A 14,456-nucleotide genomic window follows, 5' to 3' on the forward strand; every position below is an offset into this window, starting at 1 on the left:
AATGTATTTTTCAAGAAAGTCAGCCAACTTAGAATATGCATAAATTTTATTTTTAAGTTTTGAAAACGTATGACCTTCATCTTCTATACGAATAAACGTAATAGGATGATCTCGTTTCTTAAGTTTATTCACAATCTGCTCTGATTCTTCAATCGGGACACGCGGGTCATTAACTCCATGGATCACCATAAGGGGAGAGGTGATATGGTCTGTAAGATTCAATGGATCGATTTGATCAAAAAATTCCCCATCTTCTTCAACCGTTCCATACTCAGTTTCTCTAAACCTCTTCCGCCAAGGACTTGTAGTTTTTAGGAAGGTTCTCAGGCTTGAGATTCCTACGATATCAACCGCAGCCGCCCACAAATCAGGATAGTGACTAATGGCAGAAAGAACCATAAATCCACCATAGCTGCCTCCCATAACCGCTATCTTTCCAGTATCAACATGGATATCTCCTTTAAGCCATTCCACTAAAGAAATTAGATCTTTCAGAGCATCCATCCGTTTACGAACATCATCTAAATGGGTATACGTCTTCCCGTAACCTGTACTGCCGCGAATATTTGGAGCAACCACTGCATAACCGCGGTTTAAAAAATATTGGAAAAGGGGATTGTAAACGGCACGACTTTGACTTTCCGGGCCACCATGAATATATACGACAACCGGCATTTTCTCAGCTGCAGATTTCGGCTTATAGTAAAAGGCAGGGATCTGAAGGTTGTCAAAAGAACGATAGAATATTTGTTCAGGCTCAATTAATTTCCCCTTAAGTATGGGAATGTGAGAAATATGTGTAAGCTGTTCTGCCTTGAGGGTTTCTAGGTCAAGCGCCCATATATCAGATGGGTGTGCAGGCCCGTTAAATATATAGAGGAGCTTTTGGTTTTTTGGTGAAAATTTGAGATTGGAGATCACTCCCATTGGTGTTTCCCATGTATAAAGGGTACTTATATCTAAATCTAGTAAATACCCTTTTGAGATCCCCCCCACATTGACCGTGAAAGCTAATTGATTTTTTTTCTCATTCATGGCTAGCCCTTCAAAATCCCACTCTCCCTGCTCCAGCCAAGTGAATTGTTTAGTAGGTAAATGAATACATGCAAGCCCAAAAAATTCACGGTCTTTATTTGATAATAGATAAAGATGATCTCCATCCTTATTTAAATGGACATCCCTAAAACTTGCTTCTCCTGTATGTTCTGTTATCCAGTTCATACCTCCAGTTAAAAGGGATAACACACCTAAATCATGATCGAGGGGAGAGTTTGTTCTTCTAACCAATAATGAATGCCCATCGGGAAACCATTTCAGAACAGAAAACGCCCCATCTTGCGCAAAAACGAGGCGGATTTCAAGGGTCTCAAGATTCTGGATATAAATATCAAAAAATGCTTGATTTCTTCGATTGCTAGACCAAGCAATCCATTTTCCATCTGGAGAGCTTCCACCATACAAATGAACATATTCTGGGGAGTTTGTCAGGGAGATCAGCTCTCCATCCTTCTTTAATAAGTAAAGTTGTTCCCTCTCATTTCCGGAAACGTCCATCCCAATAATCAAATCCGATGTACCAGTAACATATTTTATGAATGTGATTCCTTCCTTTGTAAAAGAGGATTGGGCAAGCCCCCTATTTTCTCCATCATACTCCCATACCTGTGGCAATCCCGAATAATCACAAATAAAGCTTATCTTTTTTCCATTCGGTTCACATTCAAGATTTTTCACCGTACTAACATGCGCATAAGGATCTAGACTTACTTCATTCATTACATTACCACCCATCATCTATTTTCAAAAAATTATCTACCAAAATAGAGTTCTTTTTGAGCTTTAAATATTTGGTGAATTATTTATTTTCCAAAACATATTTACCCATTCATTATATTTAGACAGAATGATTAACATGCTTTGTTGTGTAAGAAGGCAGGTGTTAATTTCAATAATAAAGAGTTCCCATTTACGGGCGGTTCTGTATTCTCCTTTTATTGAATTAAAGCGCCGGATCGTGTTGCTTAACAAGTGAAACAAACGCTTCTCCATCTTTCTTTTTTGCATTTGACTAAGGCTTTTAGTGATCCCATATAGGACCTCCTTACTTTCAGTTATTGTTTTTCAATATATTAGATATGGGAGAGTATCAATTGGTTTTCATTGAATGATATGATTTTATTTATCTCAAAAAAATGTTCATAAAATGAAAAATGAGCGCTTATCCCTTATTCAAGGATTGCGCCCGATTGTTTGTCAGCACGGTTTCAGCACTTCTTCTATTTCGGCTGTCAGTTTTTCCGGTTCTGTCTGTGGAGCAAAACGCTTTACTACATTCCCTTTTCGGTCCACTAAAAATTTCGTAAAATTCCATTTGACCGCCTGTGACCCTAACGCGCCTTTGGCCTCCTTTTTTATGTATTGATAAAGTGGGTCCGCATTCGCTCCATTTACGTCTACTTTTGCAAACATTGGAAAACTCACATTGTAATTCAAATCGCAAAACTGCTGAATTTCCTCGTTCGTTCCTGGTTCCTGTTGACCGAATTGATTACAAGGAAATCCTAGAATCTCTAATCCTAAATCTCGGTACTTATCATACAGCGCTTGTAACCCCTTATACTGTGGTGTAAAGCCACACTTGCTCGCCGTATTGACGATAAGGACGACTTTTCCTTCGTAACGAGACAACGGCTCTGTCTGACCGTCGATTTTCTTTACTGTAAAGTCATACACACTCATTTTTGCTCACATCCCTTTCAAGGTAACCCTTTATCCTTCACTAACCACTTCCGATACGCCCCACTCGAAGCACACTTCCAATACCTAGAAAGAAAAGTCGTGAATTTATGTCTTACCTCATAATAAAATTTCTTCAATCGAAGTTAATTATCCTTCTTAATCTATACAGCCAGTTACCTTCAGTACGTTTCTTCACAATCTCTATGCGGATTATCATAAAAATCTGCAGAGAGATTCCGATATCTTCATTTATAAGCTCATTAATCATCAAAAATAATAATTTTTTGAAAAAAGTGTTAACATTTCTATTAATAATATTTATAATACTTGTATACAAGTCTACTTGTATTAAAATTGAGAAGGTGAATCCATGAAAGAATCCAGAGAAAATCTATATCCGGAAAAATGGCTTTCTAAGGCATCAACCGGTGATCGGATTGCATACGAGCTAAGAATGCGGATCATTTCGGGCGCTATTGAAAGCGGTACCATCCTATCAGAGAATAAATTGGCTGCAGATTTTTCAGTAAGCCGGTCACCGGTTCGGGATGCACTAAAAATACTTGCTGCTGAGAATATCATCCAGTTAGAAAGAATGGGTGCTGTTGTCCTCGGCTTAACAGAAAAGGAAATAGAAGAAATTTATGATGTCCGTTTGTTAATCGAAACATTTGTTTTTGAACGGCTAGTAAGAATAGAAGTAACCGAGCTAACAAAGGAACTTAGCAAAATTTTGGAAATGATGAAAGTTGCCATCAAATACCAAGATGCAGATGAGTTTTCCTATCAGGATATTCTGTTCCATGAAACGATTATTCGAGCTATTAATCATTCCCACATCCTGATGATTTGGAATAATTTAAAACCTGTGATGGAAAGCTTTATTCTTCTTTCCATGCGAATGCGTTTTAACGAAAAGTACGATGATTTCCCACGTATCATCAACAATCATAAATTATATATTGAAGCAATCAAAACAAAAGACCGAGCCCTTATGATTAAGTCCTTGCACCAAAACTTTGATGATGTTCAAGGCAAGGTTGAAGACCTGTGGAGGTCACAACAAATGCTTTCTGAAGGAGTAGAACAAGATAATGACTAACTTTATGTTAGGAATCGATATAGGAACAACGAGCACAAAAGCTGTTTTGTTCAGTGAAAACGGCAAAGTTATTCAACAGGAGAATATCGGTTACCCACTTTACACTCCTGATATCTCAACTGCTGAACAAAACCCGGAAGAAATCTTTCAAGCTGTTTTGAAAGCGATTTCGAATATCACAATACAACATCCTGAAAAACAGATCATGTTTATCTCGTTTAGCAGTGCGATGCATAGCGTCATTGCCATGGATGAAAATGATCAGCCGCTCACTTCCTGTATCACATGGGCGGATAATCGCAGTGAAGCATGGGCCCATAAAATCAAAGATGAATTGAATGGCCATGAAGTCTACAGACGAACAGGAACACCGATCCACCCGATGTCGCCATTAGCCAAAATTGCTTGGATTGTAAATGAGCACCCCGACATCGCGACAAAGGCAAAGAAGTATATCGGAATAAAAGAATATGTCTTCAAAAAATTGTTTAATCAATATACAGTCGATTTTTCCCTTGCTTCAGCAATGGGGATGATGGATCTCAAAACATTGGACTGGGATGACGAAGCATTAACAATTGCCGGAATTACAAGAGAACAATTATCTGAACTTGTCCCGACAACGAAAATATTTAAAAACTGCCATCCGGATTTTGCCCAGCTAATGGGGATTGAACCACAAACCCCGTTTGTCATTGGAGCCAGTGATGGCGTGCTCTCAAATCTCGGGGTCAATGCAATCAGAAAAGGTGAAATTGCCGTCACAATTGGGACAAGCGGTGCCATCCGAACGATTATTGATGAACCGCAAACGGATGAAAAAGGAAGGATTTTCTGCTACGCCTTAACCGAAAAGCATTGGGTCATTGGTGGGCCTGTCAATAATGGTGGGATGGTTCTTCGCTGGATTCGCGATGAGCTAGCCTCAGCAGAAGTGGAAACAGCAAAGCGATTAGGTATTGATCCGTACGAGGTGTTAACGAAAATTGCCGGAGGCGTTAGGCCAGGATCTGATGGATTGCTATTCCACCCTTACTTGGCAGGTGAACGTGCACCATTATGGAATCCTGACGTACGCGGTTCCTTTTTCGGCCTAACAATGTCCCATAAAAAAGAACATATGATTCGTGCTGTCTTAGAAGGTGTCATTTACAATTTATACACGGTATTTCTAGCATTAACTGAATGCATGGATGGACCTGTTACCCGGGTTCAAGCGACAGGGGGCTTCGCAAGGTCAGAGGTTTGGCGGCAAATGGTAGCCGACATCTTTGAATCTGAAGTGGAGGTACCCGAAAGCTATGAGAGTTCCTGTCTCGGTGCCTGTATTTTAGGACTTTATTCATTCGGAAAAATTGAATCATTTGAAGTGGCTTCTCACATGATTGGCAGCACTTACAAGCATACGCCTGAAGGAGGTGCTGTTAAAGAATACCAGCAATTATTGCCGATTTTTATTAATTTATCCCACGTATTAACAGAAGATTATACACGGATTTCAGCGTATCAAAGACGCTTACCGCACTCAACAAAATAACGAATGGGAGGCAATTAAATGCCATTACTTATTGTAGCAATTGGAATTTTAGCATTATTACTTTTAATAATGGGTTTAAAGTTAAATACCTTTATTTCATTAATTATTGTTTCATTTGGTGTTGCATTAGCCCTTGGTATGCCACTAGGGGAAATTGTTAAAACGATTGAAGCCGGATTAGGTGGTACACTTGGGCACTTAGCGTTAATTTTTGGACTTGGTGCGATGCTAGGAAAATTAATAGCAGATTCAGGTGGCGCACAACGAATTGCCATGACCCTTGTGAATAAATTCGGTGAGAAAAATATTCAATGGGCAGTTGTTGCAGCATCTTTTATCATCGGGGTTGCATTATTCTTCGAAGTAGGATTAGTATTATTAATTCCAATCGTCTTTGCCATTTCAAGACAATTAAATGTTTCAATTCTGTATCTTGGCATTCCGATGACAGCAGCATTATCTGTCACACATGGATTCCTGCCTCCTCACCCGGGCCCGACTGTCATTTCCGGTGAATATGGGGCAAACATTGGGGAAGTTCTACTTTACGGTTTTATTATATCCATTCCAACTGTTATTATTGCTGGTCCTATTTTTACAAAGCTTGCAAAAAAACTTGTTCCAGAATCTTTTACGAAGATGGGCAATATTGCTTCATTAGGTGAGCAAAAATCATTTAAGCTTGAAGACACACCAGGGTTTGGCATCAGTGTATTTACTGCCATTCTTCCTGTTATTTTAATGGCGATTGCAACCATTATTACATTGCTTCAAAAAACATTAGGATTTGAAGATAATTCGTTCTTGGCAGCCATCCGTTTTATTGGGGATGCTGGCACAGCGATGTTAATCTCTTTACTAGTTGCCATCTATACGATGGGCATTGCAAGAAAGATTCCAATCAAGACTATAATGGATTCATGTTCAACAGCCATTTCACATATCGGGATGATGCTGTTAATTATCGGGGGCGGCGGTGCCTTCAAACAAGTATTAATAAATGGCGGTGTTGGTGACTACGTTGCCGTAATGTTCAAAGACACTTCCATGTCCCCAATCTTACTTGCGTGGATCATCGCAGCTATCTTAAGAATTGCCCTAGGCTCTGCGACTGTTGCTGCATTAACTACTGCTGGATTGGTAATTCCAATGTTAGGACAAACGGACGTGAACCTCGCATTAGTTGTACTGGCAACCGGTGCAGGCAGCTTAATCGCTTCTCACGTAAACGATGCAGGCTTCTGGATGTTCAAAGAGTATTTTGGCTTAAGCATGAAAGAAACCTTTGCAACTTGGACATTGCTTGAAACTATTATTTCAGTTGCTGGATTAGGATTTGTTTTATTGCTAAGTTTAATAGTATAACCTGCTTTTGAAAAAAGGTCGGACCCTCAATGCTAATACACTTTAGCATCGAGGATCTGACCTGTTACCATTTTTGTCACAAAAGGAGAGTAATAAAGTTGAATACAATTGGTGTTATTGGTTTGGGAGTAATGGGCAGTAATATCGCTTTAAATATGGCAAGTCACGGTGAGCAGGTTGCTGTCTATAATTATACTCCGGATCTAACCGATCAGCTGGTTCAAAAAAGTAACGGTCAGCCCATCCATCCGTACTATGAAATTCAAGATTTTGTTCAATCACTAGAATCCCCAAGGAAAGTCTTCCTGATGGTCACAGCTGGAAGTCCCATCGATTCTGTGATCCATTCATTGGTTCCTTTTCTTGATACAGGAGATATCATCATGGACGGCGGCAATTCCCATTATGAAGATACTGCTCGCAGATATGATGAGTTAAAGTCTAAGGGAATTGGTTATCTTGGAATTGGGATTTCAGGCGGGGAAGTCGGGGCCTTGACAGGTCCTTCCATCATGCCAGGCGGGGATAAGCAAGTATATGAACAGGCAGCTTCGATTCTTACAAAAATAGCAGCCCAAGTAGATGGTCAACCTTGCTGTACGTATATTGGCCCTAAAGGTGCAGGGCACTTTGTAAAGATGGTCCATAATGGAATTGAGTATGCCGATATGCAGCTGATTGCTGAGGCCTATACTTTTTTAAGAGAAAAGTTAGGTTTATCTGTTGATGAAATTGCCGACATCTTCGAGTCATGGAATCAAGGTGAACTAAAAAGTTATTTAATCGAGATTACTGCAGAGATCTTAAGAAAAAGGGATGAAATAACCGGTTCGCCTCTGATTGATGTGATTCTTGATAAAGCAGGGCAAAAAGGCACTGGTAAATGGACAAGCATCCAAGCCATTGATAACGGAATTCCAGCTTCCATTATTACGGAGGCATTGTTCGCGCGTTACATCTCTTCTTTAAAAGAAGAAAGGGTTTTTGCAAAAGAATTCTTGTCGGATCCTGAAATTGATAAGCCGAATTTAGATAAAGAAGTTTGGATTGAGCACGTTAGACAAGCATTATATTTAGGGAAGGTTTGCGCTTACGCTCAAGGATTTACACAATATAAAATGACGTCTGAACTGTTTGAATGGAATTTGCCTTTAAAGGACATTGCGCTCATCTTCCGCGGCGGCTGCATCATTCGTGCGGAATTTTTAAACGTAATAAGTGAAGTCTATGAAACACAGCCAAATTTGGCTAATTTATTAATCGCTCCTCATTTCGCCGAAAAAGTGAAAGAGTATCAAATGGGACTACGAAAAGTTGTCTGTGAGGGCATTACTTCCGGAATTGCATTTCCATGTTTAAGTGCATCGATTTCTTATTTGGATAGTTATCGGACAGACATTTCAAATGCTAATCTGTTGCAAGCACAAAGAGATTATTTTGGGGCCCACACTTATGAACGACGTGACTTAGCAGGAGTCTTTCACACAAATTGGAATGATTGATTTCGCATCAGCAGAAAAAAGGTACCAGACCCCCAATGAGTTTTAGGATCTCACTGGGGGTCTAGAACCAGAAACTATCTTCTCCCTCGATTTAATATATTATTTTGTATCCTTTATTTGAATTAGGTCAGAATTAAATACTTTAAATCTGTTTTTTATAATATCAGCTTCCTGTGTCTTTGCTTTTTTGATAGTCGTTCCTAGACAGAAAAGAAAGGAAACGTAAAAGAAAACCCATCAGCATATTATACTGTACATCCATACGTTAATCTATTGCTGCTGATGAAGCAGCTGCTTGGTCAGCCTTCACACAATCAATTGCAACAACGATCGCAATAATGATAGCTTCCATTTCTTCATTCAATATTTGAACCTTATAACTATCGCCCCAAGTGAACCACTCCTTAGTCACTTTACCGACAACTTTCCCATGCTGTAAAACCTGAAAATCCATATCCAACCAATTACCTTGTACTTCAATGCCTGCCGCATCAATCGTATAACGTGCTTTAAAGAAAGAAAACTCTTTCTTAATCGTTAACACCTCTCGGCCATTCACCTCAACAAAAAACTTCGGTAAAAAGCTAAACATCTTTTTCGTAATAAGCGCAACTTCATCTCTTTTTGTATTCATAATGGAGAATGTCTTTGGGATCTGCATAAAACTGCCCTCCACATAATAAACATCCTTCTCCTGTTGGTCCTTTACCGTAAATTTGCCACTTAGACTAAATACCTTCTGTTTAATATATAGTTGCTTCATGCTATGCCTCCTTGATGTAGCATATTAATTAAAATATATTATGTTTTGTCTTACTGCTAATCATAGCATTATCAACAGAAGTGTGCTTTCTTAAATAGTTTTCAGCTAACTCTGCTGCCTTGTCGAGTCAGGTAAATCATTCACCGCAATTTGATAAAAAGGGTTCTTCTCGCAAAAGTATTTTATGGTATGATGTTTAGGTTGTGTATATACTATGTGACACATTTACATTCATCTATGAAAAGAGGTATTTATGCACCCTACAAAATTATCAAAGCGACATTGGTTGCTTATCTTAACACTTACTTTATTAACATTTGTTCTTGGGACAAGCGAATTTGTCATTGTCGGAATCTTAACCGATATTTCCTCAAGCCTTCATATTACAAATGCAAAAGCAGGTACACTCGTTTCTACGTTTGCCATTACGTTTGCCATCGCCACACCACTAGTAATGTCAGCAACAAGTCATTTTCCAAAGCGTAGATGGATGTTGTTTTTGATCGGATCTTTCATAGTCCTGAATGCATTATGTGTAATCTCGTCGAGCTACATCATGCTCCTCACCCTTCGAATGATGACAGCGATTGTTACAGGCGTTTTAATTTCACTCGCCATGATAGTTGCGAGTGAAACGATGCCGATTCAAAAACGCGGACTCGCGATATCATTCGTTTTCGGTGGGTTCACACTGGCAAATGTCGTTGGAGTGCCAATTGGTACAGTCATCGCAGATTGGTATAGCTGGAATGCCACTTTCATGTTAACGACTCTTCTAGGAGGATTAGCATTTTTAGCATCCTTTTTCGTCTTGCCTAATGGACTCAGCCAAATACGGAGTTCGATACGGGATCAGTTTTCTTTATTGACCAAGCCACGAATTTTGATGGCTTTTTTCATTCCAGCTCTCGGATTTGGTGCAACATATGTTGTCTTTACGTACCTTGTTCCTATCTTAAAAGGAATGGAAGCACCAAATAACTCCATTAGTTTAATCTTATTTGGTTACGGAATTATTTCGATTTTCAGCAATATCCTCGCTGGTAAAATTGCCAGCCACAATGCAATCGGCCGCCTTCGGTTTGTTTTTCTTGTACAGGCAGTGGTGCTAGCAAGTTTATTTTGGACGACTCAAAACTTCGTTGTAGGGTTATCCAACATCGGCTTAATGTCATTAATGGCGATTATGTTAACAACATCGACACAGCTTTATTTAATTGATCTTGCTGGCATTTATCAGCCAAAAGCAACAGGGCTCGCCGCTTCACTGATGCCAGTAGCAAGCAACGTAGGTATCGCTTTCGGTTCAGCTCTAGGAGGAATGGTGTATCATCAAGGAAATTTAATGAATGTCACATGGGTTGGTGGAATCGTGGCAGTCTGTGCTTGTCTCCTAACATGCTTTAGTCATCGTTTAGACGAAAAACAAAAGAAATTAGCATAAACACACAAGAAAGGGCCAGTCCCCAATTAACCCAAGCTATCAATTTCTACGAAAGTCAGCTTCTCCTATGGTGGAAAAGAAAGGCATTAACCTTTTCTTTTCCACCAACAGGAAGCCATGGAATCTTAACAACGGAATATAAGTAGGTCCCAGAACTTATGATTTATTTGTTAACTTCACAACAGATGAATAGGGTTTCTTCTCTTTTTGTATTCTCATAATACTCTGTTCATTAAGTAAACCAATAATTTTTTCAAGGTGATCAAGATCCCTGACCACAATAAAACTTGGCTGGAATAGTCTATTTTTTAAATGAAATGTCAATTTATATGCATTGTTCACTCGAGAATCAAGCCCATAAAGCTCATGCCAACGAATTACTTTTTCTGTTTCATAGTACTTTATTTGATCTGAAGAATAGAATTTTCCATGAAGGATTAGACCATTTGGTAAAATAAACAGATTTCCGCGATGCTTTATTGCACTAATGATTGTGAAAAACAAATAGGCAAAACTAAAGAAGGAGGATCCCAACCAGTCAGTTGAAATGACAATTATTAAAAGCACTGTTAACAATACAAGAGCAATCATGGTGCCCCATTTTACATATTGATAAGATTTCGTGTGCTTTGTTAAAGGCTCCATCTCTTTCCACTCAGTTGGCAGGAGGATACTACTAAACTCATGTTCTTTTTTGGGAAAGAGCGCATCTTTAGAGCAATCAGCTGCTTTCTTTAGATTTAATCGATATTTGATTAAATAAATGACTCCTAGAACAAATAACACCGTAAATATGATGTTCATCACTTCTTAATTACTCCTCCTTCTCTCTTTCCTTTTTCTTCACCCATTATTCCAAAGAAATTTTTACAACATCATCTAAATATTTCGTTGTACTATATCCATAAATCTCCAGACTCTTAGGATTTACATTTTTACCTTGGAACCGAACGCTTTGAACTGTAGATAAATGACGGGGCTGCTCGATTTCCTCATATGGGACCGGCATATTATTTATTTCGTATACTACCCCGTTTTTATCAACAATTACTCCTTCAGAATTCATATCTATAAAACTCGATTCATTTACAATATTGAATTGAAGCCACTCATACTCCCGATTCTCAACCTCATGATTACTTAGCACAAAATTCGTAGAGTCGCCAACTTCCATCCTATCTATGGAAATTGTACTTCCCGCATATTCAAAAGTATGAGGGTATTCTCTAATATCGTCCAATTCGATGATAAATGTATCTTCAACCGTTAAATTAGCAGATTTAAATTGAACATGAACCTCTTTCGGTTTTTCTCCAAAAAGAGGGTCAAAGTGTGTTTGATAAGTTGCCCAATTCACGTCTTGCTGTGAATGCCAAAAAGAGCTGCCATACATTTGAGCTTTTATTTTTTTATTGTTCACTTCTAGATTGTTAATATTAAGAGAGTCTATCCGCTTCACTATTCGTTCATTATTAATACCAAATTGCAGAATCGTTGTAGTTGGAGCAATGATGAGTTTATCAAATCGAAGGGGAATTCCTTCAATTTCTGTTACTTCATCATCCAATGCATATTCGGTGGAAGGCCGTTTTGTTACTGGTATCTCGAAGCTCCACTCGCCTGTTTTATTTTCAATATTATCGTAATTCCAATAACCAGAGCGCCCAGAGGAATCACGAATTAATTTCTGAAGCTTCGTGATCGTGAGTTTGATTGTCCCGCTCTCCTCTTTAAGTGGCAACAGACTCATCTTCCCTTTAAACACGTTCTTTTCTTTGTTATTTATATCCGATTCAAGGTCAGGAGGATAGAACCTTGGATACGTTTCACGGCTCATGATTTCATACTCGTTCTCTACAAAAACCCCATCACCATAACCAAAATTCATCACAAATTGATTATCTTCACCTGTATCTTCTATCTCATAAATAACAAGCGTCTGAACATCATCAGCAATTACGCTCTTAATCTTCACCTTCACCCCGTCGTCTTCCGCTTCCAGATTCAGCCTTTTACCGAGGTCCTGCTGTAGAAAATAACGCAATTCCGGATCTTCTTCTGTCCATGTATAGTAGACGTAGGCAAACGCCCCTGTAAAGAAACCTACACCCATCAATAATGCGAATACACTAGCAAAAACAAGTCCCATTCTTTTACGTTTCTTGTTCTTCTGTTGTCTGTGGATTTCTTTTTCAGTCAGCCTAGCTCTAACCTTCTCCATGAAACCAGATGGCACATGCAAATCTTCAATCAGATTAGTAAGTTCCAACATCGTTAACATGACATCCTGAAAGGCAGCCAGATCCTCCTGACAATCTTGACAATGATAAATATGTATTTCGAAATCAATCTTTTTCGGCCGATCCATCGCTCTTTCTAAGTAATCAATGTAATCCTTTTTATACTCCTTACAGCCATTAAAGGTTGATCCATACCTCATTTCATTTCTAAGAGACTGGATTCCAGAAGCCAAAAGCTCTTTCATCTTTTCCGCTGACACTTGGAGAAAATGTGCCGCTTCCTCCTGAGAGATACCATGCATATATGTTAGGACCATGGCTTCTCTCTCGGACTCCTTCAATTGATCAAGTGCTTTAAATAAATCCTGCCTTGGTTCACTGTCCTCTGAAGCTTGTAAACTTCTATCACCAGAAAGCTCTCGACAGTTATGTATGAAAATGGATGTAACCCATGTTTCGAATGATGTTTTATTTTTATATCGAGGCCATTCCTTTTGGACTTGTATAATGGACCGGTAAAAAAGCTCTTCCATTTGCTTTTGATTACTAAGATAGGACCAACCAAGTATATAAAACGATTGTTTGTGCTGATCGAACCAATCGACTATGGATTCCACGTCTTTTTCTCTTATTGTAGTGGTAGATATGGGATTTATTTTTGCTGGAATCATAAACATGTTCCCCCCTTTTATCCGCGTGTCATTAACATTAGATATGTGTTCCTGATAATTTGATCCGCAAGCTTTGTATAAATTTCAGGTGAAAGCTAATAAGTTTTATTAATAAATTACAATTATTATAAATAATGGTTCATATATAGAATATCAAACTTCGAATTAGTTCGTAAGACTGCTTGTATTTTTATCTCAACAGATTAAATATTATTTTTTCAAAACAAAAAAATCCCCTATAGGTAATAGTGTATCATCTACAATTTTTCTTGTAGCCTTTTTACACTATCCACATATAAGGGCTAAAATCAAGGAAACCCTTTCAACCAATTGTTCAGCTTTTACTAAGATTTTTGTTGCAACCTTTATGCTCGTTAAGGTGGGTGCTGTTTTGGAAAAAAACTCATTTACTTATGATACGGTTCACCTATGCTTTTCTAGTACAGCAACCTTCATCTAGCTATCTAATGTACTCAAATCTGCTAAAGATAATCGACTAACTACATCATAACGATTCCCTTCCCCTCTAGGGTTTATAATAACTGTCCCCATATTAGGTATTTGACCTAAACCGACCCCTTCCGGGAAACTGTGAGCAACAATAACCTTATTTCTCCCCACTTCTGGAATTGTTTCAAAATAAGACTTAAGATTATATAAAATTCTTTGTCTATCACTACTAGGTAAATTTCCACTCAACCAATTTACCTCAACCCAAAAAGGATTAACTTGAACATTATGACTTCCAAATGCTAACTGTGCTGTTTCTATTGTCCTGCAAAAAGGACTTGTCGAAACAGGGTATTCAATCGGAATTTGTAAATATCGAAGAATTTCTCCATAGTAAATAGCCTGCCTACGTCCCTTTTCAGAAAGATTTCTTTGGGTTAAACAGTTTTGAAAGTTTAAATAGGGTAAATCTCTTCCAACGGTCGCTTCCCCATGCCTTGCATATAATATAAATCCTCCAGTTCTAATGGAATTTAGTAACGATCTATTCAAAGTATTTTTCTCCTTTCATATAAACATCCTATTTACTGCTAATGTATGACATGGGTTCTTAATCAGTTAAAAAAAAACAAACAGGAATAAT

Annotated in this window: 11 protein-coding genes; 5 read left to right on the forward strand and 6 right to left on the reverse strand. The window is 38.4% G+C overall.

The genetic code is table 11. From position 1 onward, the window contains the following. Together V7164_RS03660 and V7164_RS03665 are read right to left on the reverse strand one after the other, a co-directional pair. Positions 1-1,776: S9 family peptidase (locus tag V7164_RS03660; RefSeq protein WP_335353414.1), on the reverse strand; the 1,776-nt coding region annotated here is incomplete at its 3' end. Positions 1,777-2,253: 477 nt separating this feature from the next. Then, positions 2,254-2,739 carry a glutathione peroxidase gene (locus tag V7164_RS03665; RefSeq protein ID WP_335353415.1) on the reverse strand — a complete coding sequence of 162 codons (486 nt, stop codon included), beginning with the start codon at positions 2,737-2,739 and terminating at the stop codon, positions 2,254-2,256. 370 nt (positions 2,740-3,109) lie between these two features. On the opposite strand from V7164_RS03665, the gene V7164_RS03670 reads away from it, so the two are divergent. From V7164_RS03670 to gnd, 4 genes are all read left to right on the forward strand, one after another. Then, a complete protein-coding gene (locus V7164_RS03670) occupies positions 3,110-3,841 on the forward strand; it encodes a GntR family transcriptional regulator (protein WP_335346517.1) in 732 nt (243 codons plus the stop codon). Then, on the forward strand, positions 3,834-5,378 hold the full coding sequence (gene gntK / locus V7164_RS03675; protein WP_335346516.1) for a gluconokinase: 1,545 nt from the start codon (positions 3,834-3,836) through the stop codon (positions 5,376-5,378). Before V7164_RS03670 ends, gntK begins: the two co-directional genes overlap by 8 nt. 18 nt (positions 5,379-5,396) lie before the next feature. Next, positions 5,397-6,743 carry a GntP family permease gene (locus V7164_RS03680; RefSeq protein WP_335346515.1) on the forward strand — a complete coding sequence of 449 codons (1,347 nt, stop codon included), beginning with the start codon at positions 5,397-5,399 and terminating at the stop codon, positions 6,741-6,743. Positions 6,744-6,841: 98 nt separating this feature from the next. Next, on the forward strand, positions 6,842-8,245 hold the full coding sequence (gene gnd / locus V7164_RS03685) for a decarboxylating NADP(+)-dependent phosphogluconate dehydrogenase (RefSeq protein WP_335346514.1): 1,404 nt from the start codon (positions 6,842-6,844) through the stop codon (positions 8,243-8,245). A 265-nt stretch (positions 8,246-8,510) separates the two neighbouring features. On the opposite strand, the gene V7164_RS03690 is transcribed toward gnd, so the two are convergent. After that, positions 8,511-9,008: an LURP-one-related/scramblase family protein gene (locus V7164_RS03690; protein ID WP_335346513.1), complete on the reverse strand. Its 498-nt coding sequence runs from the start codon at positions 9,006-9,008 to the stop codon at positions 8,511-8,513. 253 nt (positions 9,009-9,261) lie between these two features. Between V7164_RS03690 and V7164_RS03695 the strand changes: the two genes are divergently transcribed. Next, a complete protein-coding gene (locus tag V7164_RS03695; protein ID WP_335353416.1) occupies positions 9,262-10,452 on the forward strand; it encodes an MFS transporter in 1,191 nt (396 codons plus the stop codon). Positions 10,453-10,608: 156 nt separating this feature from the next. On the opposite strand, the gene V7164_RS03700 is transcribed toward V7164_RS03695, so the two are convergent. From V7164_RS03700 to V7164_RS03710, 3 genes are all read right to left on the reverse strand, one after another. Further along, the gene (locus tag V7164_RS03700; protein ID WP_335346520.1) at positions 10,609-11,256 is read right to left on the reverse strand and encodes a hypothetical protein; all 648 of its coding nucleotides are present in this window, start codon (positions 11,254-11,256) and stop codon (positions 10,609-10,611) included. A 46-nt stretch (positions 11,257-11,302) separates the two neighbouring features. Continuing rightward, a complete protein-coding gene (locus V7164_RS03705) occupies positions 11,303-13,363 on the reverse strand; it encodes a DUF4179 domain-containing protein (RefSeq protein ID WP_335353417.1) in 2,061 nt (686 codons plus the stop codon). 456 nt (positions 13,364-13,819) lie between these two features. Continuing rightward, positions 13,820-14,365: a histidine phosphatase family protein gene (locus V7164_RS03710; protein ID WP_335346510.1), complete on the reverse strand. Its 546-nt coding sequence runs from the start codon at positions 14,363-14,365 to the stop codon at positions 13,820-13,822. Positions 14,366-14,456: the final 91 nt, after the last annotated feature.

It is taken from the genome of Bacillus sp. JJ1474 (genome assembly GCF_036965225.1).
Lineage (GTDB): Bacteria > Bacillota > Bacilli > Bacillales > Cytobacillaceae > Cytobacillus.

Excerpts from the sequence above, each read along its gene's own strand:
- V7164_RS03665 (WP_335353415.1), bottom strand. The coding sequence starts at position 2,739 with ATGAGTGTGTATGACTTTACAGTAAAGAAAATCGACGGTCAGACAGAG.
- V7164_RS03670 (WP_335346517.1), top strand. The coding sequence starts at position 3,110 with ATGAAAGAATCCAGAGAAAATCTATATCCGGAAAAATGGCTTTCTAAG.
- gntK (WP_335346516.1), top strand. The coding sequence starts at position 3,834 with ATGACTAACTTTATGTTAGGAATCGATATAGGAACAACGAGCACAAAA.
- V7164_RS03680 (WP_335346515.1), top strand. The coding sequence starts at position 5,397 with ATGCCATTACTTATTGTAGCAATTGGAATTTTAGCATTATTACTTTTA.
- V7164_RS03690 (WP_335346513.1), bottom strand. The coding sequence starts at position 9,008 with ATGAAGCAACTATATATTAAACAGAAGGTATTTAGTCTAAGTGGCAAA.
- V7164_RS03695 (WP_335353416.1), top strand. The coding sequence starts at position 9,262 with ATGCACCCTACAAAATTATCAAAGCGACATTGGTTGCTTATCTTAACA.
- V7164_RS03700 (WP_335346520.1), bottom strand. The coding sequence starts at position 11,256 with ATGAACATCATATTTACGGTGTTATTTGTTCTAGGAGTCATTTATTTA.
- V7164_RS03705 (WP_335353417.1), bottom strand. The coding sequence starts at position 13,363 with ATGATTCCAGCAAAAATAAATCCCATATCTACCACTACAATAAGAGAA.